The sequence below is a fragment of the Burkholderia ubonensis subsp. mesacidophila genome (assembly GCF_002097715.1).
Classification (GTDB): domain Bacteria; phylum Pseudomonadota; class Gammaproteobacteria; order Burkholderiales; family Burkholderiaceae; genus Burkholderia; species Burkholderia mesacidophila.
In genome coordinates, this window is record NZ_CP020737.1 from 2,657,475 (window position 1) to 2,679,871 (window position 22,397).

The following is a 22,397-nucleotide window of genomic DNA, read 5'->3' on the forward strand; positions in this document are numbered from 1 at the left end:
CCATGTCACGTTTCGAACTGCCTCGGCGCCGCCGCATCTACCTGATGCGGCACGGCGACGTCACCTATTTCGATGATTCGGGGCGCGCGATCGATCCCGACGGCGTGCCGCTCAACGCGCGCGGCCGCGACCAGGCCGGCGCCGCCGGACGCCTGTTCGCCGAACAGCGCATCCGCTTCGACCGCGTGATCGCGAGCGGCCTGCCGCGCACGCTCGAAACCGCGCAACGCGTGCTCGCGGAAACCGGCCAGCGCATCGACATCGAGGTCGAACCGGCCTGGCGCGAGATTCGCGGCGGACATCTGTCGGACATCCCGCCCGAGCAGCATCGCGACGCGTTCCTGCGCGTGCTCGACGGCATCGTGCCCGAATCGACGCGCTTTCTCGGCGGCGAGACGATCGGCGAACTGATCGACCGCGTGCTGCCGCCGCTCGACGCGCTGCGCGCCGACGGCACGTGGGACACCGCGCTGCTGGTGCTGCACGGCGGGGTCAACTGTGCGTTGCTGTCGCATGCGACGGTGCCGGGCCAGCGGCTCTTCATCGGACACCTGTCGCAATCGACCGGCTGCATCAACGCGCTTGATGTCGGCGACGACCCGCACGACTGGGTCATCCGCCTGCTCAACTACTCGCCTCCCGAAGCATTGCACCGGGACACGCGCAACACGACGATGGAAGTGCTGTATCAGCAGTATCTGAAGTTCGCGCAATCCTGATCGTCATCCCGGCCTGGAACTGTGCACGGGACGCTCGGTGATCGACTGGGCGATCCAGGCGCATGGCGGCGGCAAGGTCAGCGATGACTTCCCGCTCGCGCATGCGTACACGTCGGCGCGCACGCTGCGTTTCGCGAACGGTCCCGACGAAGTGCACCGCATGACGATCGCGAAACTCGAGCTCGCGCGCTACGTCGAATCGCGCACAGCGGCCGCCGGCAGCCCACTTCGATCCGTGCTCTAATGACCGCCTGTCGCGGCGCCCCGGCGGCGCCGCTTTCGCGGACGCATTGAAGGAGTTGCGATGATCGACGTCTACAGCTGGGCGACCCCGAACGGCCACAAGGTGCACATCCTGCTCGAGGAAACCGGCCTCGAATACCGCGTGCATCCGATCGATATCGGCGCGGGCGACCAGTTCCAGCCGGATTTCCTGAAGATCAGCCCGAACAACAAGATCCCGGCGATCGTCGATGCGGACGGCCCCGGCGGCAAGCCGATCGCGCTGTTCGAGTCGGGCGCGATCCTGATCTATCTCGCGGAAAAGACCGGCCGGTTCCTGCCGACGGACCCGGCCGCGCGCTATGCGACGCTGCAATGGCTGATGTTCCAGATGGGCGGCATCGGCCCGATGCTCGGGCAGGCGCATCACTTCCGGCTCTACGCGCCGGAGAAGATCGACTACGCGGTCAACCGCTATACGAACGAAGCGCATCGCCTCTACAACGTGATGGACAAGCGGCTCGGCGAAACCGCGTATCTCGCCGGCGACGACTACACGATCGCGGACATCGCGACGTTCCCGTGGACGCGCTCGTGGCAGAACCAGGGAATTGCGCTCGACGAGTTCCCGAACGTGAAGCGCTGGCACGAGGCGATCGCCGCGCGGCCGGCGGTGCAGCGCGGCGTCGAGGTGCTGGCATCGCTGCGCAAGGCGCTGCAGGACGACAAGGCGCGCGAGGTGCTGTTCGGCGCAACGCAATACGCGAAGCACTGAACGTTCCGCGCATCGCGCATGGGGCCGCACATCGCGCGACGTCCCATGCACGAACCCGCCGGCGCGTCAGAAATAGTGCAGCGTGATGAACTCGGCCGCACACACGAGCCGCGGCGTCTCGGGACCTTCGACCTGCATCGAGACGGCCCACGTCGCCTGGATGCCGCCCTTCCCCGCCTCGGCGGTTTCCTTCACGGCGAACAGCGCGCGAATGCGCGCGCCGACCGGCACCGGCTTCAGGAAGCGCACGCGGTTCAGTCCGTAGTTCACGCCCATCTTCTGCTCGAAACGCATCGCGTCGACCATCAGCACGGGAATCAGCGACAGCGTCAGGAAACCGTGCGCGACCGGACCGCCGAACGGCGATTCGCGTCGCGCACGCTCGGGATCGACGTGAATCCATTGATGATCGCCCGTCGCGTCGGCGAACCCGTCGACGCGGTGCTGGTCGACGACGATCCATCCGCTTTCGAGCGGCGCTTCGCCGACGCGCGCCGTCAGCGCCAGCGCCGACGCGATCAGCGGCAAGGCCGCCGCCGTCATGCGCTCGCTCCAGCCGGATCGCGCAGCCCGAAGATCACCTTCGAACGCACGGTGATCACCGTCTCGCCGCCGCCGTTGACGCCGATCCACTCGGTCGTCACGATGCCGCGATCGGGCTTGCTCGCCGACACGCGCTTGTCGTGGATCTTCTGGTACATCGTGATCGTGTCGCCGACGCGCACCGGCTTCAGCCAGCGGATTTCGTCGATGCCCGGCGAACCCATGCTGGTCGAGCCCGGCAGCACGTTGCGCACCAGCATGCCCATGAACACCGAACAGGTATGCCAGCCGCTCGCGACGAGCCCGCCGAACGGCGACGCTTCCGCCGCCGCCTCGTCCATGTGAAACGGCTGCGGATCGTAGCGCCCGGCGAACGTCTTGATGTCGTCCGCCTCGAACGTGTAGCGCCCGACTTCGGTCGTGGCGCCGACCACCAGATCTTCGTAACTGATACCCACTCTGTCTCTCCTTGGTTTGCGCGCGCACGCGCCGATTTGCCGCTACGCCGCGTCGGCCTGCATGAAATCAGGCAGCGCCGCGATGCGGGCGAGATGGTGATCGGTGTCGCCGAGCGTCGTCTCGATGATCGACAGGCGCTTGAACAGATGCGCGGCCGCCACCTCGTTGGTCACGCCCATCCCGCCGTGCAACTGTACCGCCTGCTGGCCGACGAAGCGCGCGGCCTGCCCGACGCGCGCCTTCGCGGCCGACACGGCCTTGCGCCGCGCATCGGCATCGTCGCTCGCGTAGCGCACCGCGGCAAGATAGGTCAGCGAACGCGCCTGCTCCGCGTGGATCAGCATGTCGACCATCCGGTGCTGCAGCGCCTGGAAACGCGCGATCGGCACGCCGAACTGCTCGCGCGTCTTCGTGTATTCGACGGTGGCGCGATTCAGTTCGTCGAGCGCGCCGACCGCTTCGGCGCACAGCAGCACGGTCGCGTAATCGGCGATCCGCTCGAGCGCAGCCGCATCGCGTTCGCCTCCCGCCAGCCGGCGCGCGGGCGTGTCGTCGAGCCGGATCGTCGCCGCGCGCTGACCGTCGATCGTCCGGTAGTCGACGACGTCCGCGCCCGCCGCGCCGCGCTCGACGGCAAACAGACCCACCGCGCCGTCGTCGAACCGCGCGGGCACGATCCACACGTCCGCCTGCGCGCCGTGCTGCACGATCGACTTGATGCCGGTCAGGCGCTGCGCGCCGTCCGCTCCGCTCGCGCGCGTGTCGAGTGCAAACAGGTCGTAGCGTGCATGCGGCTCGTGGAATGCGACCGCGAGACGCTTCCGCCCTTGCGCGACGCCTTCCAGCAGCGCGGCGTCCTCGCCCGCGCCCGAACCGGCGACGCGCAGCGCCTCGACGCCGACCGCCGTCGCCCAGTACGGCTCGACGACGAGCGCGCGGCCGAGCGCCTGCAGCGCGACCAGCATGTCGATCGCGCTCCCGCCGAAACCGCCCTGCGCGTCCGGCACCGGCAGCGCGGTCAGCCCCAGTTCCGTGAACGCCTGCCATTGCGTGTCCGACACGCCGGCGTCGCTGCGCACGATCGCCTGGCGCGTTTCGAAGCCGTATTGCTCGTCGAGATAGCGACGCAGCGCGTCGGCGAATTGTTGCTGCTCGTCGGTAAAGGTGAAGTCCATGGCACGCTCCTCACAGTCCGAGAATCATCTGCGCGATGATGTTTTTCTGAATTTCGTTCGAGCCGCCGTAGATCGACGTCTTGCGGAAGTTGAAGTAGTACGCGGCGAGCGGCGCGGCATCGTCGTCGCCCGCCACGCTGTGCGCGCGCTCGCCTTCGAGGAACGGCACGTCGAACGGCGCCGCCTGCGGGCCGATCGCGTCGAACATCAGCTCGGTGAGCGCCTGCTGCACCTCGGTGCCCTTGATCTTCAGCATCGACGCTTCCGGGCCCGGCCCCTTGCCGCTCGTCTCGCGGCTGACGACGCGCAGCACCGTCACCTCGAGCGCCATCAGCTCGACTTCGAGCGACGCGACCTTCGCGGCGAACACCGGATCGGCGAGCAGCGGCTTGCCGTTCTTCCGCTGGTTCAGCGCGATCCGTTTCAGGAACGCGAGCTCCCGCTTCGAGTTGCCGACGCGCGCAATGCCTGTCCGTTCGTGGCCGAGGAGATATTTCGCGTAGGTCCAGCCGCGGTTCTCGTCGCCGACGAGGTTCTCGACCGGCACCTTGACGTCCTCGAAGAACACCTCGTTGACTTCGTGATCCTCGTCGAGCGTGATGATCGGCCGCACAGTGATGCCGGGCGTCTTCATGTCGATCAGCAGGAACGAGATGCCTTCCTGCTTCTTTGCTGCCGGATCGGTGCGCACGAGGCAGAACATCATGTCGGCGTGCTGACCGAGCGTCGTCCAGGTCTTCTGTCCGTTGACGACGTAATGGTCGCCTTGACGATCGGCGCGCGTGCGCAGCGACGCGAGATCCGAGCCGGAACCGGGCTCCGAATACCCCTGGCACCACCAGTCCGAGCCGTCCAGGATGCGCGGCAGATAGCGGCGCTTCTGCGCGTCGCTGCCGTACTTCATCAGCACCGGGGCCACCATCGACACGCCGAACGGCAGCACGGTCGGCGCACCGATCCGCGCGCATTCCTCGTCCCAGATGTGCCGCTGCGTCGCGTTCCAGCCCGGCCCGCCGTATTCGGTCGGCCACGCGGGCGCGGACCAGCCGCGCTGGCCGAGAATCCGGTGCCAGCTCGCGTAGTCTTCGCGGTTGAGTCGTTTGTGATCGAGAACCTTGGCGCGCAGCGCGTGAGGCAGGTTCGCCTCGAGCCAGGTGCGGATGTCGGCGCGGAACGCGTCGTCGGCGGGGGAATAATCCAGATCCATGCGCAGTGTCTCCTGTCGACCAGGGTTAGCGCTTTAGCGCTTACTCTGGTCCCATGCAGGGCTCGCCGCGGCCGACCGGCCCGGCGAGGACACGCTGCGCACGTTATTGCAGCGTTTCCTTCAGCGCGCCAGGAATCGGCAGCGGCATCACGTCGATGCCTTCTTCGACCAAGGCTTGCGCGTCCTCGGGCGTCGTGACGCCCCGAATGCTGCGCACCGGCGCTTCGTTGTAATGGATGCGCCGCGCTTCCTCGGCGAAGCGCTCGCCCACGTTCTCGGTCTTCTCCAGCACCTCGCGCAACGCGCGCATCACCTGCGCCTGCAACGCGCGCGGATCGGCCGGCTTCGCCTGCGTCGCGCCCGACAGGTTCAGGCGCGGCGCGGACGGCATGCGGCTGACCTCGGTCATCCCGCATACCGGACATTCGACCAGCTTGCGGGACAACTGCGCTTCGAATTCATCGGCGGAAGCGAACCAGCCTTCGAACCGATGACCATGCGGGCACTGTAAATCGAGGACCTTCATGCTGAATCAGGGCGTTTGACGAGTGTAGCGCAAAAAGAATTTTTGTGAACGATCGTGCTAAACCGAGGCCCGCCGATGCGGGCGCCCGGTGTCATCGAATTGTAGCGCGGCGCCTGCCGCGCCGCTGACGCCTTCAGGGCGTCAGCACCGGGCCGAGCGGCCACGTGCCGGACAGCGCCTTGTCGAGCCACATCGTGCCGATGATCGTCTTCACGTCGGTGATCTGGCCGGTCCGCACCCATTCGAGCAGGTCGGGCAGCGTCGCGGTGAAGGTCTCGAGGAATTCGCCGTCGTCGAGCTTGCGCTCGCCGGCCGTCAGGCCGCGCGCGAGGTACAGGTCGATGAACTCGGTGGAATAAGAAATGATCGGATGGATGCGCGTCAGGAACACGTACTCGCGCGCGGTATAGCCGGTTTCCTCGCGCAGTTCGCGCACCGCGCAGGCGAGCGCCCCTTCGTTCGGGTCGAGCTTGCCGGCCGGAAACTCGGCCATCACCTTGCCGATCGGGTAGCGATACTGGCTTTCCATCAGCACCCGGCCGTCGTCGAACAGCGGGATCACCATCACCGCGCCCGGATGCTGGACGTATTCGCGCGTCGCGTGTTTGCCGTCGGGCAGGCGCACGGTGTCGCGTTTGAGCTTGAGGAATGCGCCGTCGAAGATTGCCTCGCTTTCGAGGCAGGTTTCGGTCAGTGCGGCGTCGTGATTGGGCAATTCGGCCATCGGCGGCTCCGGGGTTGAGCGCGACGGCCGTGGGAAGCAAACCCTGGGCCGTCAGCGTCGTTTGACGAGATACTGGAACGTGAAGCCGGGAAACGCGAACACGACGAAGAGACTGAACGTGATCGCGTAAAACTGCCAGCCTTGTTCGAAACGGTTGCCGGCGCGCGATTCGAGCCAGAAACCGAGCGCGCCGACCACAAAGTACAGCACGATCAGTTCGCCGATCCGCACCCACGCGCTCTTCTTCGTCGCGCCGAGCGGCACGACGGCGAAGAGGCGTTGGTTCAGGAACGGCAGGTTGGCGCCCGCGAGCGCCAACAGCACGATAAACCAGCCGGCTGCCGACATTACAGCGGCAGCGTGTGACGAATCGCCTGCAGGCAGGCCGTCAGCAGCGGGCTCGGGATCAGGCCGAGCACGACGACCGCGACGCCGTTCAGCACCAGGATCGTGCGCTTGCAGAAATCGCCGGTGATCGGCGCCGAATCCTGCGGTGCATCGAAGTACATCAGCTTGACGATGCGCAGGTAGTAGAACGCGCCGAACAGCGACGTGATCACGGCCAGCACGGCGAGCCACGTGAGGCCGGCGTTGACCGTCGCCTCGAGCACCGCGAGCTTCGCGTAGAAGCCGACGGTCGGCGGGATGCCGGCGAGCGAGAACATCATCACCATCATCACGAACGCGAACACCGGGCTGCGCTTGTTAAGGCCCTTGAAGTCGTCGATCGTTTCCGCTTCGAAATCGCGGCGCGCGAGCAGCATCACCACGCCGAACGAGCCGAGCGTCGTGATCAGGTAGACGATCGCGTAGAACATCGCCGAGCTGTACGCGCTCGCCGGCGCCGTCGCGTCGCCCTTCACGATGCCCGCGAGCAGGCCGAGCAGCACGAAGCCCATGTTCGAGATCGCCGAGTACGCGAGCATCCGCTTGATGTTGCGCTGGACGATACCGGTGATGTTGCCGATGATCAGCGACAGCGCGGCGAGGATCACGAGCGCCATCTGCCAGTTCTGCGCGAGCGGCAGCAGGCCCATCACCAGGAAGCGCAGGCCCCACGCGAACGCGGCAACCTTCGGGCCGCCGCCGACGAACAGCGTCATCGCGGTCGGTGCGCCCTGGTAGACGTCCGGCACCCACATGTGGAACGGCACGGCGCCGAGCTTGAACGCGATGCCGGCGACGATGAAGATCACGCCGAACATCAGCACGGCAGCGTCGGTGTTGCCGCCGACCGCCTTGTACACCTCGGCCAGATCGAGCGAGCCGGTCGCGCCGTAGAGCATCGAGATGCCGTACAGCACGAAGCCCGACGCGAGCGCGCCCAGCACGTAGTACTTCATCGCGGCTTCGCTCGACTGCGCGGCGTCGCGGCGCAGCGCGATGACCGCGTACAGCGACAGCGACATCAGTTCCAGACCGAGGTACAGCGTCAGGAAGTTGTTGCCCGACACCATGACCAGCTGCCCGAGCAGCGAGAACATGCCGAGCAGGAACACATCGCCGCGGAACATGTCGCGGTCTTCGAGGTACTTGCGCGAATAGACGAGCGTGACCGCGAAGCCGATCGACACGACCGCCTTCATCGTGCTCGCGAACGAATCGACGACGATCATCCGCGAGAAGAAGTAGTACTGCTGCGGGTCGAGCGCCTGCACCGCGAACCACACGCCGGCGATCACCGACGACACCACCGCGATCAGATAGGTCAGGCGGCGGCCGGCCGCGCCGGTAAAGGTGTCGTTCAGCCATGCGACGACGATGGCGGCCATCACCAGCGCGTCAGGCGACAGGACATTCATAGGAGCGTTTTGCATGATCTTGATTTCCTCCGCTCGCGATTACTGGGCCAGCGGCAGCTTCGACTGCGCGACGTGGGAGAGGAGGTTTTCCACGGAAACGTGCATCACGTCGGTGAAGGGCTTCGGATACAGGCCCATCAGCATCGTGAACGCGGCAAGCACGGCCAGCATCACGAACTCGCGGCGATTGATGTCCGTCAGCTTCGCGACGTGGTCGTTCGCGACCGAGCCGAAGTACACGCGCTTGTACATCCACAGCGTATAGGCCGCGCCGAGGATCAGCGTGAACGCCGCGCCGAACGCAATCCAGAAGTTGTACTGGACCGCCGCGAGAATCACCATGAACTCGCCGACGAAACCCGACGTACCCGGCAGGCCGCAGTTGGCCATCGAGAACAGCATCGCGAACGCCGCGAACTTCGGCATCACGTTCACGACACCGCCGTAGTCGGCGATCTGGCGCGAGTGCAGGCGGTCGTACAGCACGCCGATGCACAGGAACATCGCGCCCGACACGAAGCCGTGCGAGATCATCTGCACGATCGCGCCTTCGACGCCGAGCTGGTTGAAGATGAAGAAGCCGAGCGTGACGAAGCCCATGTGCGCGATCGACGAATACGCGACCAGCTTCTTCATGTCGGCCTGCACCATCGCGACGAGGCCGATGTAGATCACCGCGATCAGCGACAGCGTGATCACGACGGGCGCCAGGAAGTGGCTCGCGTCAGGCGTGATCGGCAGCGAGAAGCGCAGGAAACCGTACGCGCCGAGCTTCAGCATGATCGCTGCCAGCACGACCGAGCCGCCCGTCGGCGCTTCCACGTGCGCGTCCGGCAGCCAGGTATGCACCGGCCACATCGGCACCTTCACCGCGAACGCGAGGAAGAACGCAATGAACAGCAGGATCTGCGGCGTCATCGCGATCTTCGCGTTCTGCCACGTCGCCAGGTCGAACGAGTGCGTTTCCGTGTACAGGTAGATCAGCGCGACCAGCATCAGCAGCGAGCCGGCGAGCGTGTACAGGAAGAACTTGAACGCCGCGTACACGCGGTTCGGGCCGCCCCACACCCCGATGATGATGTACATCGGGATCAGCGTCGCCTCGAAGAACACGTAGAACAGCAGGCCGTCGGCCGACGAGAACACGCCGACCATGATCCCCGACAGGATCAGGAATGCCGCCAGGTACTGCGACACGTGCTCGGTGATCACTTCCCAGCCCGCGATCACGACGATCACGGTGATCAGCGCGGTCAGCACGACGAACCACATCGAGATGCCGTCGACGCCGAGGTGATACGTGATGTTGAAGCGCTCGATCCAGGTCGACTGCTCGACGAACTGCAGCGCGGCCGTGCTCGAATCGAAACCGGTGATGAGCGGAATCGTCGCCGCGAGGCCGAGCAGCGAGCCGATCAGCGCGACCCAGCGGGCCGGCCCCGGATTTCTGTCGTTACCCACCGCGAGCACGAGGAGGCCGAAAACGATCGGCAGCCAGATCGCGGTACTGAGAATCGGAAAAGAGTGCATTAGTCGTCCCCCGCCTTATTTGCCGCCGAGCGTTACAAACAGGGTCAGGAGCCCCAGCATGCCGATGATCATGGCGAACGCGTAGTGATAGATGTAACCGGATTGGAGGAAACGGATCACGCCGGCGAACCAGGCGACGAACCGGGCGCTGCCGTTGACGAGGCCGTCGATCACCACGACGTCGCCCTCCTTCCACAGGCCGCGGCCGATCGCCACCGAACCGCGGGCGAACACCACCTCGTTGATCTTGTCCATGTAGTACTTGTTGTCGAGCAGCGTGTAGATCGGGCCGAACGCGCGGCGGATCACAGCAGGCAGCTCAGGACGCTTCAGGTACAGGAACCATGCGGTTGCGACGCCGGCGATCGCGAGCCAGAGCGGCAGCGTCGTCAGCGAATGCAGGCCCATCGCGGCCCAGCCGTGGAATTCCTTGCCGAGTTCCTCGAGGCCCGGGTGGTTCTCGCCGATGAAGATCACCTTGTCGAACGCGACGCCATGCTCGAAGAAGCTGCCGTACAGCATCGGGCCGATCGCGATCGCACCGATGATGACCGACGGAATCGCGAGCAGCACGAGCGGCAGCCACACGACCCACGGGGTCTCGTGCGGTTCGTGCGCGTGGTCGTCGTGACCATGGCCGTGGCCGTGATCGTCGTGGCCGTGCGCGGCCGCCATGCCCATCGGCGATTCCGGATGCTTCGGCTTGCGGAAGCGCTCTTCGCCGTGGAACACGAGGAAGTACATGCGGAACGAGTACAGCGCCGTGACGAACACGCTCGCGATGACCGCGAAGTACGCGAAGCCCGAACCGGCGAGATGCGACTCCTTCACGGCCTCGATGATCGAATCCTTCGAGTAGAAGCCCGAGAAGAACGGCGTGCCGATCAGCGCCAGCGAGCCGAGCAGCGACGTGATCCACGTGATCGGCATGTACTTGCGCAGGCCGCCCATGTTGCGGATGTCCTGGTCGTGGTGCATGCCGATGATCACCGAGCCCGCGCCGAGGAACAGCAGCGCCTTGAAGAACGCGTGCGTCATCAGGTGGAACAGCGCGACCGGATACGCGGACACGCCGAGCGCGACCGTCATGTAGCCGAGCTGCGACAGCGTCGAGTAAGCGACGACGCGCTTGATGTCGTTCTGGATGATGCCGAGGAAGCCCATGAACAGCGCCGTGATCGCGCCGATCACCGTGACGAACGACAGCGCGGTGTCCGACAGCTCGAACAGCGGCGACATGCGCGACACCATGAAGATGCCGGCCGTCACCATCGTCGCCGCGTGGATCAGCGCCGAGATCGGGGTCGGGCCTTCCATCGAGTCCGGCAGCCACACGTGCAGCGGGAACTGCGCCGATTTACCCATCGCGCCGATGAACAGGCAGATGCAGGCAACCGTCAGCAGGCCCCAGTCGGTGCCCGGGAAGTGCAGGCTCGCGAGTTCCGCGCGCTTCGCGAACACTTCGCCGTAGTTCATCGAACCGGCGAACGCGAGCAGCAGGCCGATGCCGAGCAGGAAGCCGAAGTCGCCCACGCGGTTCACGAGGAACGCCTTCATGTTCGCGTAGATCGCGCTCTCACGCGTGAAGTAGAAGCCGATCAGCAGGTACGACACCAGACCCACCGCTTCCCAGCCGAAGAACAGCTGCAGGAAGTTGTTGCTCATCACGAGCATCAGCATCGAGAACGTGAACAGCGAGATGTACGAGAAGAAGCGCTGGTAGCCGTCTTCCTCCGACATGTAGCCGATCGTGTAGATGTGCACCATCAGCGAGACGAAGGTCACGACGACCATCATCATCGCGGTCATCGAATCGACGAGGAAGCCGACTTCGAGCTTCAGCGAGCCGACGCGCATCCATTCGTAGATGGTCGCGTTGAAGCTCGCGCCGCCCATCACGTCGAGGAAGACTTTCGCCGACAGCAGGAAGGCGATCATCACGCCGAGGATCGTGACCCGGTGTGCGCCTTTGCGCCCGACTGCGTTCCCGAACAGCCCCGCAATCAGCGAGCCGGCCAGCGGAGCGAGCGGAACCGCCAGCAGCAGGTTTTCATTGAGTGTCGTTGACATAACAGCGTTGCCTGAAATTAACCTTTGAGCTGATCGAGATCCTCGACATTGATCGTGTCGAGCTTACGGAACAGGGTCACCAGAATCGCGAGGCCGATCGCGGCTTCCGCTGCGGCGACCGTCAGCACGAAGAACACGAAGATCTGGCCGTGGATATCGCCGAGGTAATGCGAGAACGCGACGAAGTTCGTGTTCACCGCGAGCAGCATCAGTTCAATCGCCATCAGGATGATGATGATGTTGCGGCGGTTCAGGAAAATCCCGACGATCGCGATCGCGAACAGGATCGCGCCGAGCACGAGGTAATGAGCAAGGGTCAACATGTTTTTCTCTCCTCCGCTTAGCCGTTGGCGCCCGTGCCGGCATCGCTCTGGGCCGTCTCCGGCTGCGGCTTCTCCGCTTCCATCTTCACGAGGCGCACGCGGTCGTTGCGACGCACCTTGACCTGGTCGGACACGCGCTGGCGCTTGCTGTCCTTGCCCTTGCGCTCGGTCAGCGCCACCGCGGCGATGATCGCGACGAGCAGCACGAGGCCGGCGATTTCGAACGCGAAGATGTAGTCGGTGTAGATGACCTTGCCGATCAGGCGGGTATTCGGCCAGGTCGCCATCGCGCCCTGCGCCATCGCGCGCACCGGCGCTTCGGTCGCGCCGTAGCCGTGCCACAGGACCAGCGCCGTCTCGACGACGATGATCGCGCCGACGACGGTCGCCATCGGCACGAACTTCTTGAAGTCGCGTCGCAGGAAGTCGATGTTGATGTCGAGCATCATCACGACGAACAGGAACAGCACCATCACGGCGCCCACGTAGACCAGCACCAGCAGGATCGCGAGGAACTCCGCTTCCAGCAGCATCCAGATCGCGGCGGCGTTGAAGAACGCCAGCACAAGGAAAAGCGCAGACGCCACCGGGTTGCGCGAAGTGATCACCTTCAGCCCTGATACCACCAGGAGCAGCGCGAAGATGTAGAACAGTACGGTCGTGAATTCCATGATTACCGGTTCATCGTTAGGCCATAGTCAGGCGCGGCTTGCGGGACGCTCTCGCGTGCCGCACCCGTCGCGGCGGCTCGGCCGGCTCGCATCGAGCCGGCGCTGCAAAACAATCAACGATACGGCGCGTCGGCAGCCTTCGCCGCGGCGATGTCCTTCTCGTAACGATCGCCCACCGCGAGCAGCATTTCCTTCGTGAAATACAGGTCGCCGCGCTTTTCGCCGTGGTACTCGAGAATCTGCGTCTCGACGATCGAATCGACCGGGCAGCTCTCTTCGCAGAAACCGCAGAAGATGCACTTCGTCAGGTCGATGTCGTAGCGCGTCGTGCGGCGCGTGTTGTCCGCGCGCGTTTCCGATTCGATCGTGATCGCCATCGCCGGGCACACCGCTTCGCACAGCTTGCACGCGATGCAGCGCTCTTCGCCGTTCTCGTAGCGGCGCAGCGCGTGCAGCCCGCGGAAGCGCGGCGAGATCGGCGTCTTCTCTTCCGGGAACTGCACGGTGAACTTGCGCCGGAACGCGTAACGCCCGGTCAGCGCAAGCCCCTTCAGCAGTTCGGTCAGGAAGAAGGTCTTAAAGAAATGTTGGATTGCCGTCATGATTTCGTCCGACCTTTATTTCCAGATGTTGAGCGGCGACACGATCCAGAAACCGACCACGACCACCCAGATCACGGTCACCGGCAGGAACACCTTCCAGCCCAGACGCATGATCTGGTCGTAACGGTAACGCGGGAACGTCGCGCGAACCCAGATGAACACCGACAGCAGCGCGAAGACCTTCAGCACCAGCCAGAAGATGCCCGGGATGAACGACAGGAATTCGAACGGCGCATCCCAGCCGCCGAGGAACAGCGTCGCAGCGAGTGCCGAGATCACGATCATGTTGATGTACTCGGCGAGGAAGAACAGCGCGAACGCCATGCCCGAGTAATCGATCATGTGGCCGGCAACGATTTCCGACTCCCCTTCCACCACGTCGAACGGGTGACGGTTCGTTTCGGCGATGCCCGAGATGAAGTAGACGACGAACGCCGGCAGGAGCGGCAGCCAGTTCCACGACAGGAAGTTGACGCCGTGGCCCGCGAAGAAGCCGTGCTGCTGCGAGCCGACGATTTCCGACAGGTTCAGGCTGCCGGCCGTCATCAGCACGAGCACCAGCGCGAAGCCCATCGAGATTTCGTACGAGACCATCTGTGCCGCCGCGCGCATCGCGCCGAGGAACGCGTACTTCGAGTTCGACGCCCAGCCGGCGAGGATCACCGCGTACACGCCGATCGACGAGATCGCCATCGCGTACAGCAGGCCCGCGTTGACGTTCGCGAGCACGGCCTCGGCCTGGAACGGGATCACGGCCCACACCGCGAACGCCGGCACCACGGTCATGACCGGCGCGATCAGGTACAGCCATTTGCTCGCCGCGGTCGGCTGGATCACTTCCTTGAGCAGCAGCTTCAGCACGTCGGCGATCGGCTGCAGCAGGCCGCCGGGGCCGACGCGGTTCGGACCGAGACGCACGTGGATCCAGCCGATCAGCTTGCGTTCCCACAGAATCAGGTACGCCACGCACAGCAGGATCACGACGGAGACGACGAGGATGCGCACAACCGCCCACACCGTCGGCCACGCGACGCCGAGAAGCTCGGCTCCGCCCGAGTTGATCGTATCGAACAAGCTCATTTACGCCTTCTCCACCACCAGTTCACCGGACAGGCTGCCGAGCGCCGCGCCGGCAGGCGTCGCCGCCGACACGCGAACGACCGTCTCCGCAAGATTCTCGTCACGCACGGCCGGCAACTGCGCCGCACGCTCGCCCTGGCGCACGCGCACCGCGTCGCCTTCCTTCAAGCCCAGCTTGTCGAACAGCCCGGCCGGCAGGCCGGCGGCGTTCGCCGCCTTAGCGGCGGCCGTCAGGTGCAGCGCACCCGCGCGGCGCACCAGTGCGTCGGCGTGATAGATCGGCACGTCGGCGAGGCGCTCGAAGCTGCCGTTCGCAGCCGAAGCCGCCGGAGCCACGACACGCGCCGGCGCGACCGACGTCTTGTTCGACAGACGGCTCGCGACGCCAGCGTCGCCGAGCGCCGCGAGACGCACTTCTTCCGCCGTCTCGTATTCGAAGTTCGGCAGGCCGAGCAGGCTGCCCAGCACGCGCAGCACCTTCCATGCCGGACGCGTGTCGCCGAGCGGGCGCACGACACCGTTGAAGCTCTGCACCGTGCCTTCCGCGTTGACGTACGTACCCGACGTTTCAGTGAACGGCGCGATCGGCAGCAGGACATCCGCGTAGTCGAGGCCGTGCTTGAACGGCGACATCACGACGACCATTTCCGCCTGGTTCAGCGCGGCCAGCGCCTGCGCCGGATCGACGGTGTCGAATTCCGGCTCGACGTTGAGCAGCACGTAGCCCTTGCGCGGCTGCGCGAACGCTTCCCGTGCATTCAGCCCGCCTTCGCCCGGCAGCGCGTTGACAGCATGCGCGCCGACCGTGTTCGCGGCTTCCGTCAGGAAGCCGAACGTGGCGCCGGTGTTGTCGGCGATCCACTGCGCGACGGCGTGCAGCTTCGAGAATTCCGGATGACGGACGGCAGCATTGCCGAGCAGCACCGCGCGGCGCTCGCCGTTCGCGAGCGACTGCGCAACCTGCTGGGCCGCCGGCGATGCCGTGACGCCCGCGAGCGTGTCCGGCAGCGCGACGCCGCGCAGCTGTGCGACCGCGGCTGCGACACCCGCCAGTTCGTCGAGCCATGCCGACGGCGCGGCGACGATGCGTTGCGCGGTCGGGATCAGCGCGTCGTCGCCCGTCGCGTTCAGGAAGTGGAGCTTCGCACCGCTCTTCGCGGCCTGACGCAGGCGCGCGGCGAACAGCGGATGGTCGCGGCGCAGCATCGAACCGACGACGAACGCGGCGTTCACGTTCGACAGTTCGGCGATCGGCATGCCGAGCCACGGCGCGCCCTGGACCGGCGCCGAGAAATCGAGCTGGCGCAGGCGGAAGTCGACGTTCGGCGTCTTCAGTTCGTTCGCGAGCTGCTTCACGAGGAACAGCTCTTCTGCGGTGCTGTGCGCGCTCGCGAGCATCGCCAGCGCATTCGCGCCGTGATCCGCGCTGATGCCCTTCAGGCCCTTCGCGACGTATTCGAGCGCGGTCTGCCAGTCGGTCTCGATCCACTGGCCGCCCTGCTTCAGCATCGGCTTGGTCAGGCGCTCGTCGCTGTTGAGGCCTTCGTACGAGAAACGGTCCTTGTCCGAGATCCAGCACTCGTTGATCGCTTCGTTCTCGAACGGCAGCACGCGCATCACGCGGTTGTTCTTGACCTGCACGACGAGGTTCGCGCCGACGGAATCGTGCGGGCTCACCGACTTGCGGCGCGACAGCTCCCACGTGCGGGCGCTGTAGCGGAACGGCTTGCTGGTCAGCGCGCCGACCGGGCACAGGTCGATCATGTTGCCCGACAGTTCGGAATCGACCGTCTTGCCGACGAACGTCGTGATTTCCGAGTGCTCGCCGCGGCCCAGCATGCCGAACTCCATCACGCCGGCGATTTCCTGGCCGAAGCGGACGCAGCGCGTGCAGTGGATGCAGCGCGACATTTCTTCCATCGAGATCAGCGGGCCCACGTTCTTGTGGAACACCACGCGCTTCTCTTCGCTGTAGCGCGACGACGACTTGCCGTAGCCGACCGCGAGATCCTGCAGCTGGCATTCGCCGCCCTGGTCGCAGATCGGGCAATCGAGCGGATGGTTGATGAGGAGGAATTCCATCACCGACTGCTGCGCCTTCACCGCCTTGTCGGACTGGGTGTGGACGATCATGCCGGCCGACACGGGGGTCGCGCAGGCAGGCACGGCCTTCGGCATCTTCTCGACTTCGACGAGACACATCCGGCAGTTGGCCGCAACCGACAGTTTCTTGTGATAGCAGAAGTGAGGAATGTACGTATCCGCCTTGTGCGCAGCCTGGATCACCATGCTGCCTTCAGGCACCTCGACCTTCTTGCCGTCTATTTCAAGTTCAACCATGATGGTGAATGGTCCTTAACCTATTTCCGCTCGTTCGCGCATTCGCCCGACCGTGCGCTCAAATTCCGCAACCGGGTTTCGCGTCAGGCCGCCGCCGCGTGGGTGTGACCGCCGACCATGCAATGCTTGTGCTCGACGTGGTACGCGAATTCGTCCCAGTAGTGCTTGAGCATGCCGCGCACCGGCATCGCCGCCGCATCGCCGAGCGCGCAGATCGTGCGGCCCATGATGTTCTCGGCGACCGAGTTCAGCAGGTCCAGATCTTCCTGGCGGCCTTCGCCGTGCTCGATACGATTCACGACGCGATACAGCCAGCCGGTGCCTTCACGGCACGGCGTGCACTGGCCGCACGATTCCTCGTAGTAGAAGTACGACAAGCGCAGCAGCGAGCGCACCATGCAGCGCGTCTCGTCCATCACGATCACCGCGCCGGAACCGAGCATCGAGCCCGCCTTCGCGATCGAGTCGTAGTCCATGTCGGTCTGCATCATGATGTCGCCCGGGATCACCGGCGCGGACGAGCCGCCCGGAATCACGGCCTTGATCTTCTTGCCGCCGCGCATCCCGCCGGCAAGCTCCATCAGCGTCGCGAACGGCGTGCCGAGCGGCACTTCGTAGTTGCCCGGACGCTCGACGTCGCCCGACACCGAGAAGATCTTCGTGCCGCCGTTGTTCGGCTTGCCGATCTCGAGGTAGTTCTGCGGCCCGATGGACAGCAGGAACGGCACCGCGGCGAACGTCTCGGTGTTGTTGATCGTGGTCGGCTTGCCGTACACGCCGAAGCTCGCCGGAAACGGCGGCTTGAAGCGCGGCTGGCCCTTCTTGCCTTCGAGCGACTCGAGCAGCGCCGTTTCCTCGCCGCAGATGTACGCGCCGTAACCGTGGTGCGCGTGCAGCTGGAACGAGAACTCCGAGCCCATGATGTGGTCGCCGAGGAACCCGGCCGCACGTGCTTCCTCGAGCGCAGCCTCGAAGCGTCGATACACTTCGAAGATCTCGCCGTGGATGTAGTTGTAGCCGACGGTGATGCCCATCGCGTACGCGCCGATGGCCATGCCTTCGATCAGCGCGTGCGGGTTCCAGCGCAGGATGTCGCGATCCTTGAACGTGCCCGGCTCGCCTTCGTCCGAGTTGCAGACGAGGTACTTCTGCCCCGGGAACTGACGCGGCATGAAGCTCCACTTCAGGCCGGTCGGGAAGCCCGCGCCGCCGCGGCCGCGCAGACCCGACGCCTTGACGTCGGCGATCACCTGCTCGGGCGGGATCTTTTCTTCGAGAATGCGGCGCAGCTGCTTGTAGCCGCCGCGCGCAACGTAATCTTCGAGATGCCAGTTCTCGCCGTTCAGACCAGCGAGGATCAGCGGTTTGATGTGACGGTCGTGGAGGGACGTCATTTCGAGAGCTCCTCAAGCAGCTGGTCGATCTTCTCGCGGCTCATGAAGCTGCACATTCTGTGATTGTTCACCAGCAGCACCGGCGCATCGCCGCACGAGCCCATGCATTCGCCTTCCTTCAGCGTGAACTTGCCGTCCGGCGTCGTCTCGCCAAAGTCGATGCCGAGCTTCTGCTTCAGGTAGTCGGCAGTCGCTTCCGCGCCGCCGTGCGGACCAAGCTGGCACGGCAGGTTCGTGCAGAGCGTGATCTTGTGCTTGCCGACCGGCTTGAGCTCATACATCGTGTAGAACGTCGCGACTTCCTGCACGGCGACGGCCGGCATGCCGAGATAGTCCGCGACGAACTGCATCAGTTCGGGCGACAGCCAGCCGTGCTCTTCCTGGGCAACGGCCAACGCCGACATCACGGCGGACTGTTTCTGATCGGCGGGATACTTCGTCAACGCTCGATCGATTTCCTTCAGGCCTTCAGCTGAGATCATTTTCAGACACGACTCTTTCAATTCCTACCGAACGAACCACCTGCCGCACACTGGGGTGCATGGACGGCAGACCTGGCGCTCACTGTTGACAGCTTGCGAAGCCGCGCCGGTTCAGCGCGCATCGCATGTGACTTACCGCTCGCCGCCCGGAGCAAACGGGCGGCGCAGCCATTAGCGATCGATCTCGCCGAACACGATGTCCTGCGTACCGATGATCGTGACAGCGTCGGCGATCATGTGACCGCGCGCCATTTCGTCGAGCGACGCCAGATGCGCGAAGCCCGGTGCGCGGATCTTCAGGCGGTACGGCTTGTTCGCGCCGTCCGACACGAGGTAGATGCCGAATTCGCCCTTCGGATGCTCGACTGCCGCATACGCCTCGCCTTCCGGCACGTGAAAACCTTCGGTGAAGAGCTTGAAATGGTGGATCAAGTCCTCCATGTTGGTCTTCATGCCGACGCGCGACGGCGGCGCAACCTTGTGATTGTCCGTCATCACAGGGCCCGGATTCTTACGGAGCCACTCAATACATTGTTTCGCGATGCGGACCGATTGACGCATTTCCTCGACGCGCACCAGGTAGCGGTCGTAGCAGTCGCCGTTCACGCCGACCGGCACGTCGAAGTCCATGCGATCGTACACTTCGTACGGCTGCTTCTTGCGCAGGTCCCATGCGATGCCCGAGCCGCGCAGCATCGGGCCCGTCAGGCCCATCTGCAGCGCACGCTCCGGACTGACGACGCCGATGCCGACGAGACGCTGCTTCCAGATCCGGTTGTCGGTCAGGAGCGTTTCGTATTCGTCGACGCACTTCGGGAAGCGCGTGAAGAAATCGTCGATGAAGTCGAGCACCGAGCCCTGGCGCGCCTCGTTCATCCTCGCGAGCGCCTTCTCGTTGCGGATCTTGGACGCCTTGTATTGCGGCATTGCGTCAGGCAGATCGCGATAGACGCCGCCCGGACGGTAGTAGGCCGCGTGCATCCGTGCGCCGGACACCGCTTCGTACACGTCCATCAGGTCTTCGCGCTCGCGGAATGCGTACAGGAACACCGCCATCGCGCCGACGTCGAGCGCGTGCGCGCCGATCCACATCAGGTGGTTCAGCACGCGCGTGATTTCGTCGAACAGCACGCGGATGTACTGCGCGCGCTCCGGCACCTGGATGCCGAGCAGCTTCTCGATCGCGAGCACGTAGCCGTGCTCGTTGACCATCATCGACACGTAGTCGAGACGGTCCATGTACGGCACGGACTGGATGAAGGTCTTGGTTTCGGCGAGCTTTTCGGTCGCGCGGTGCAGCAGGCCGATGTGCGGATCGGCACGCTGGATGACTTCGCCGTCGAGCTCGAGCACGAGGCGCAGCACGCCGTGCGCCGCCGGGTGCTGCGGGCCGAAGTTGAGCGTGTAGTTCTTGATGTCTGCCATGACGCCCTCTTAATGTTTCAGACCGCCATAGCGATCCTCGCGGATCACGCGCGGCGTGATTTCGCGCGGCTCGATCGTCACCGGCTGGTAGACGACCCGCTTCTCTTCCGGGTCGTAGCGCATTTCGACGTAGCCCGACACCGGGAAGTCCTTGCGGAACGGATGGCCGATGAAGCCGTAGTCGGTCAGGAGGCGGCGCAGGTCCGGATGGCCTTCGAACACGATGCCATACAGGTCGAACGCTTCACGCTCGTACCAGTTCACGGAGGTCCAGATGTCGACGAGCGACGGCACGATCGGCAGCTCGTCGTCCGGTGCGAACACGCGCACGCGCAGGCGCCAGTTGTTCGTCACCGACAGCAGGTGCGACACCGCCGCGAAACGCGGGCCGTCGTACGCGCCGTCGCCGTACGTCTGGTAGTCGAGGCCGCACAGGTCGATCAGTTGCTCGAAACGGAGCTTCGGATCGTCGCGCAGCGTCGTTGCGACTTCGAGGTAATCACTCGCCTTCACGACGAGCGTCAGTTCACCGACTGCTTCGGTGAGGCTCACCACGCGCGCGCCGAGCGCGGCTTCGAGGTTCGCCTTGAGGGTCTCGATTTTGCTTGCCATATTGAGGGGACGCTCGGGGCTTTATTGACGGGCGATGGTATTGGTGCGACGGATCTTCGCCTGCAGCTGGATCACGCCGTAGACCAGCGCCTCGGCGGTGGGCGGACAGCCCGGCACGTAGACGTCGACCGGGACGATCCGGTCGCAGCCCCGCACCACCGAATACGAGTAGTGATAGTAGCCGCCACCGTTCGCGCACGACCCCATCGAGATCACCCAGCGCGGCTCGGCCATCTGGTCGTAGACGCGGCGCAGCGCGGGCGCCATCTTGTTGCAGAGCGTGCCGGCGACGATCATCACGTCCGACTGGCGCGGACTCGGGCGGAACACGACCCCGAACCGGTCCAGATCGTAACGGGCCGCGCCCGCATGCATCATCTCGACGGCGCAACACGCAAGCCCGAACGTCATCGGCCACAGCGAGCCGGTACGCGTCCAGTTGATCAGCTTGTCAGCCGTAGTGGTGACAAACCCTTCCTTCAAGACCCCTTCGATACTCATTTGCTTTCCACTCCAGACAGGCGGCGAAGCGTGGCCGCCTATGCAAACCGGCGATTAACCCATCACTCCCAGTCGAGGCCGCCTTTCTTCCAGATGTAGGCGAAGCCCAGCAGGAATTCGAGCAGAAAAATCATCATTGCGATGAAACCGGGCCAGCCGATGTCGCGCAGCGCGACGCCCCACGGGAACAGGAACGCGGTTTCGAGATCGAAGATGATGAACAGGATGGCGACGAGATAGTACCGGACGTCGAACTTCATCCGCGCATCTTCGAAGGCTTCGAAGCCGCACTCGTACGGCGCGTTCTTTTCGACGTCAGGCCTGTTGGGACCGAGAAGCTTGCCGATGCTGACCAGCGCTATACCTAAACCAGTGCCCACGAGAAGGAACAACAAGACGGGGTAATAGGCTGCGAGGTTCAAGGCAATCCTCTATCGGTTGGTTCTGAGCGTCCGGAGAATAACATCATCCGGCGGAAGGGATCATTTCGGACTGCACGCGATCGCAAGACAACCGCAAGCGCACCCCAGAAATGAAAAATGCCAGCCACTAGAAGCGGCTGGCATTGAGTAACTTTGGTGCCGACGGCGAGACTCGAACTCGCACAGCTTTCGCCACTACCCCCTCAAGATAGCGTGTCTACCAATTTCACCACGTCGGCACTGCATGCAACTCGGGTTGTAACTGCTGTTTCCCGCGAATCGCTTCAAGAATTAAATTCTAACCCGAGTTCCCGAATTGTTCAACGCACAATCGAAAAAAATTTAACTTTTTATTTCGGGACGTCCTGGCCCGGCGCGTGCGCAGCCGAACCCGCGGCCGCGGACGCCGCAACAGCAGGCGCGGACGCGGCCGGCGCCGATGCCGGCGCGCTCGCCGCAGCGCCGAGCACGCCTGCCGACGGCGTCGACTTGTACGACCCGAGGTACGTCAGCGTCAGCGTCGCAACGAAGAAAATCGTCGCCAGCACGCCTGTCGTGCGCGACAGGAAGTTCGCCGAGCCGGTCGCACCGAACAGGCTGCCCGACGCACCGCTGCCGAATGCCGCGCCCATGTCGGCGCCCTTGCCGTGCTGCAGCAGCACGAGACCAATCACACCGAGTGCAGCCAGCACCTGCACCACAATAATCAGCGTTTTCAAATACAGCATCACATCCACCCGATTGGATCAGGCAACCAGCTCGCGCCGGCCACCGTCATGGTTCAATTCGATCC

General features: G+C 64.6%; 24 protein-coding genes, 1 tRNA gene and 1 pseudogene. 3 read left to right on the plus strand and 23 right to left on the minus strand.

The annotated features are described in order from the left end of the window. Window positions 1-2: 2 nt before the first annotated feature. From B7P44_RS12395 to B7P44_RS12405, 3 genes and pseudogenes are all read left to right on the plus strand, one after another. On the plus strand, window positions 3-719 hold the full coding sequence (locus tag B7P44_RS12395) for a histidine phosphatase family protein (protein ID WP_084904462.1): 717 nt from the start codon (window positions 3-5) through the stop codon (window positions 717-719). Between the two features lie 37 nt (window positions 720-756). Continuing rightward, window positions 757-963: pseudogene (locus B7P44_RS12400) on the plus strand (acyl-CoA dehydrogenase family protein); the annotation flags it as partial. 60 nt (window positions 964-1,023) lie between these two features. After that, entirely contained in the window at window positions 1,024-1,716 is a 693-nt protein-coding gene (locus B7P44_RS12405) for a glutathione binding-like protein (RefSeq protein ID WP_084904465.1), read from the plus strand. A gap of 66 nt (window positions 1,717-1,782) precedes the next feature. Here B7P44_RS12405 and B7P44_RS12410 read toward each other — a convergent pair whose 3' ends face one another. From B7P44_RS12410 to secG, 23 genes are all read right to left on the minus strand, one after another. Continuing rightward, window positions 1,783-2,259 (minus strand): MaoC family dehydratase, encoded by a 477-nt coding sequence (locus B7P44_RS12410; RefSeq protein ID WP_084904468.1) that lies wholly within the window; start codon window positions 2,257-2,259, stop codon window positions 1,783-1,785. Continuing rightward, window positions 2,256-2,717, minus strand: a complete 462-nt coding sequence (locus B7P44_RS12415) for a MaoC family dehydratase (protein ID WP_010091210.1) — start codon at window positions 2,715-2,717, stop codon at window positions 2,256-2,258. The genes B7P44_RS12410 and B7P44_RS12415 overlap by 4 nt, the downstream gene beginning before the upstream one ends. Before the next feature lie 42 nt (window positions 2,718-2,759). Then, a complete protein-coding gene (locus B7P44_RS12420; protein ID WP_084904471.1) occupies window positions 2,760-3,893 on the minus strand; it encodes an acyl-CoA dehydrogenase family protein in 1,134 nt (377 codons plus the stop codon). A 10-nt stretch (window positions 3,894-3,903) separates the two neighbouring features. Beyond that, window positions 3,904-5,100, minus strand: a complete 1,197-nt coding sequence (locus tag B7P44_RS12425; RefSeq protein ID WP_084904475.1) for an acyl-CoA dehydrogenase family protein — start codon at window positions 5,098-5,100, stop codon at window positions 3,904-3,906. Between the two features lie 103 nt (window positions 5,101-5,203). After that, window positions 5,204-5,626 carry a DUF1178 family protein gene (locus B7P44_RS12430; RefSeq protein ID WP_084904478.1) on the minus strand — a complete coding sequence of 141 codons (423 nt, stop codon included), beginning with the start codon at window positions 5,624-5,626 and terminating at the stop codon, window positions 5,204-5,206. A 133-nt stretch (window positions 5,627-5,759) separates the two neighbouring features. Further along, window positions 5,760-6,350, minus strand: coding sequence for an NUDIX domain-containing protein (locus B7P44_RS12435; protein ID WP_042585910.1), 591 nt, complete (start codon window positions 6,348-6,350; stop codon window positions 5,760-5,762). Window positions 6,351-6,401: 51 nt separating this feature from the next. Further along, window positions 6,402-6,698, minus strand: coding sequence for a DUF2818 family protein (locus B7P44_RS12440; RefSeq protein ID WP_059930402.1), 297 nt, complete (start codon window positions 6,696-6,698; stop codon window positions 6,402-6,404). Then, window positions 6,698-8,152, minus strand: coding sequence for an NADH-quinone oxidoreductase subunit NuoN (gene nuoN / locus B7P44_RS12445; RefSeq protein WP_084904481.1), 1,455 nt, complete (start codon window positions 8,150-8,152; stop codon window positions 6,698-6,700). The genes B7P44_RS12440 and nuoN overlap by 1 nt, the downstream gene beginning before the upstream one ends. A gap of 39 nt (window positions 8,153-8,191) precedes the next feature. After that, complete coding sequence (locus tag B7P44_RS12450; protein ID WP_084904484.1) at window positions 8,192-9,682, minus strand: NADH-quinone oxidoreductase subunit M; 1,491 nt, start codon at window positions 9,680-9,682, stop codon at window positions 8,192-8,194. 15 nt (window positions 9,683-9,697) lie between these two features. Then, window positions 9,698-11,752: an NADH-quinone oxidoreductase subunit L gene (nuoL, locus tag B7P44_RS12455; RefSeq protein WP_084904487.1), complete on the minus strand. Its 2,055-nt coding sequence runs from the start codon at window positions 11,750-11,752 to the stop codon at window positions 9,698-9,700. Window positions 11,753-11,769: 17 nt separating this feature from the next. After that, window positions 11,770-12,075: an NADH-quinone oxidoreductase subunit NuoK gene (gene nuoK / locus B7P44_RS12460; protein ID WP_084904490.1), complete on the minus strand. Its 306-nt coding sequence runs from the start codon at window positions 12,073-12,075 to the stop codon at window positions 11,770-11,772. A 17-nt stretch (window positions 12,076-12,092) separates the two neighbouring features. Then, window positions 12,093-12,746, minus strand: a complete 654-nt coding sequence (locus B7P44_RS12465; RefSeq protein WP_084904493.1) for an NADH-quinone oxidoreductase subunit J — start codon at window positions 12,744-12,746, stop codon at window positions 12,093-12,095. 113 nt (window positions 12,747-12,859) lie between these two features. After that, complete coding sequence (nuoI, locus tag B7P44_RS12470) at window positions 12,860-13,348, minus strand: NADH-quinone oxidoreductase subunit NuoI (RefSeq protein ID WP_010091199.1); 489 nt, start codon at window positions 13,346-13,348, stop codon at window positions 12,860-12,862. Window positions 13,349-13,363: 15 nt separating this feature from the next. After that, window positions 13,364-14,428: an NADH-quinone oxidoreductase subunit NuoH gene (gene nuoH, locus B7P44_RS12475; RefSeq protein WP_084904496.1), complete on the minus strand. Its 1,065-nt coding sequence runs from the start codon at window positions 14,426-14,428 to the stop codon at window positions 13,364-13,366. Next, window positions 14,429-16,768 (minus strand): NADH-quinone oxidoreductase subunit NuoG, encoded by a 2,340-nt coding sequence (nuoG, locus tag B7P44_RS12480; protein WP_084904499.1) that lies wholly within the window; start codon window positions 16,766-16,768, stop codon window positions 14,429-14,431. An 83-nt stretch (window positions 16,769-16,851) separates the two neighbouring features. Next, entirely contained in the window at window positions 16,852-18,162 is a 1,311-nt protein-coding gene (gene nuoF, locus B7P44_RS12485) for an NADH-quinone oxidoreductase subunit NuoF (RefSeq protein ID WP_084904502.1), read from the minus strand. Next, complete coding sequence (nuoE, locus tag B7P44_RS12490) at window positions 18,159-18,644, minus strand: NADH-quinone oxidoreductase subunit NuoE (RefSeq protein ID WP_009694121.1); 486 nt, start codon at window positions 18,642-18,644, stop codon at window positions 18,159-18,161. The genes nuoF and nuoE overlap by 4 nt, the downstream gene beginning before the upstream one ends. A gap of 171 nt (window positions 18,645-18,815) precedes the next feature. Then, entirely contained in the window at window positions 18,816-20,069 is a 1,254-nt protein-coding gene (locus tag B7P44_RS12495; protein WP_084904504.1) for an NADH-quinone oxidoreductase subunit D, read from the minus strand. 9 nt (window positions 20,070-20,078) lie between these two features. Further along, the gene (locus B7P44_RS12500; protein WP_084904509.1) at window positions 20,079-20,681 is read right to left on the minus strand and encodes an NADH-quinone oxidoreductase subunit C; all 603 of its coding nucleotides are present in this window, start codon (window positions 20,679-20,681) and stop codon (window positions 20,079-20,081) included. Between the two features lie 21 nt (window positions 20,682-20,702). After that, window positions 20,703-21,182: a NuoB/complex I 20 kDa subunit family protein gene (locus B7P44_RS12505; RefSeq protein WP_006398799.1), complete on the minus strand. Its 480-nt coding sequence runs from the start codon at window positions 21,180-21,182 to the stop codon at window positions 20,703-20,705. A 62-nt stretch (window positions 21,183-21,244) separates the two neighbouring features. After that, window positions 21,245-21,604, minus strand: coding sequence for an NADH-quinone oxidoreductase subunit A (locus B7P44_RS12510; protein ID WP_010091191.1), 360 nt, complete (start codon window positions 21,602-21,604; stop codon window positions 21,245-21,247). 154 nt (window positions 21,605-21,758) lie between these two features. After that, window positions 21,759-21,843, minus strand: a tRNA-Leu gene (locus B7P44_RS12515). A 111-nt stretch (window positions 21,844-21,954) separates the two neighbouring features. Further along, window positions 21,955-22,332, minus strand: coding sequence for a preprotein translocase subunit SecG (secG, locus tag B7P44_RS12520; protein WP_084904512.1), 378 nt, complete (start codon window positions 22,330-22,332; stop codon window positions 21,955-21,957). Window positions 22,333-22,397 lie beyond the last annotated feature (65 nt).

Bases quoted from the DNA above. Each gene is read 5' to 3' on its own strand.
- B7P44_RS12395 (WP_084904462.1), top strand. From the start codon at position 3: ATGTCACGTTTCGAACTGCCTCGGCGCCGCCGCATCTACCTGATGCGG.
- B7P44_RS12500 (WP_084904509.1), bottom strand. From the start codon at position 20,681: ATGGCAAGCAAAATCGAGACCCTCAAGGCGAACCTCGAAGCCGCGCTC.
- nuoN (WP_084904481.1), bottom strand. From the start codon at position 8,152: ATGAATGTCCTGTCGCCTGACGCGCTGGTGATGGCCGCCATCGTCGTC.
- nuoE (WP_009694121.1), bottom strand. From the start codon at position 18,644: ATGATCTCAGCTGAAGGCCTGAAGGAAATCGATCGAGCGTTGACGAAG.
- nuoH (WP_084904496.1), bottom strand. From the start codon at position 14,428: ATGAGCTTGTTCGATACGATCAACTCGGGCGGAGCCGAGCTTCTCGGC.
- nuoF (WP_084904502.1), bottom strand. From the start codon at position 18,162: ATGACGTCCCTCCACGACCGTCACATCAAACCGCTGATCCTCGCTGGT.
- B7P44_RS12440 (WP_059930402.1), bottom strand. From the start codon at position 6,698: ATGTCGGCAGCCGGCTGGTTTATCGTGCTGTTGGCGCTCGCGGGCGCC.
- B7P44_RS12420 (WP_084904471.1), bottom strand. From the start codon at position 3,893: ATGGACTTCACCTTTACCGACGAGCAGCAACAATTCGCCGACGCGCTG.
- nuoK (WP_084904490.1), bottom strand. From the start codon at position 12,075: ATGTTGACCCTTGCTCATTACCTCGTGCTCGGCGCGATCCTGTTCGCG.
- nuoG (WP_084904499.1), bottom strand. From the start codon at position 16,768: ATGGTTGAACTTGAAATAGACGGCAAGAAGGTCGAGGTGCCTGAAGGC.
- B7P44_RS12425 (WP_084904475.1), bottom strand. From the start codon at position 5,100: ATGGATCTGGATTATTCCCCCGCCGACGACGCGTTCCGCGCCGACATC.
- B7P44_RS12435 (WP_042585910.1), bottom strand. From the start codon at position 6,350: ATGGCCGAATTGCCCAATCACGACGCCGCACTGACCGAAACCTGCCTC.
- nuoI (WP_010091199.1), bottom strand. From the start codon at position 13,348: ATGACGGCAATCCAACATTTCTTTAAGACCTTCTTCCTGACCGAACTG.
- secG (WP_084904512.1), bottom strand. From the start codon at position 22,332: ATGCTGTATTTGAAAACGCTGATTATTGTGGTGCAGGTGCTGGCTGCA.
- nuoL (WP_084904487.1), bottom strand. From the start codon at position 11,752: ATGTCAACGACACTCAATGAAAACCTGCTGCTGGCGGTTCCGCTCGCT.
- B7P44_RS12410 (WP_084904468.1), bottom strand. From the start codon at position 2,259: ATGACGGCGGCGGCCTTGCCGCTGATCGCGTCGGCGCTGGCGCTGACG.
- B7P44_RS12495 (WP_084904504.1), bottom strand. From the start codon at position 20,069: ATGGCAGACATCAAGAACTACACGCTCAACTTCGGCCCGCAGCACCCG.
- B7P44_RS12465 (WP_084904493.1), bottom strand. From the start codon at position 12,746: ATGGAATTCACGACCGTACTGTTCTACATCTTCGCGCTGCTCCTGGTG.
- B7P44_RS12450 (WP_084904484.1), bottom strand. From the start codon at position 9,682: ATGCACTCTTTTCCGATTCTCAGTACCGCGATCTGGCTGCCGATCGTT.
- B7P44_RS12505 (WP_006398799.1), bottom strand. From the start codon at position 21,182: ATGAGTATCGAAGGGGTCTTGAAGGAAGGGTTTGTCACCACTACGGCT.
- B7P44_RS12405 (WP_084904465.1), top strand. From the start codon at position 1,024: ATGATCGACGTCTACAGCTGGGCGACCCCGAACGGCCACAAGGTGCAC.
- B7P44_RS12430 (WP_084904478.1), bottom strand. From the start codon at position 5,626: ATGAAGGTCCTCGATTTACAGTGCCCGCATGGTCATCGGTTCGAAGGC.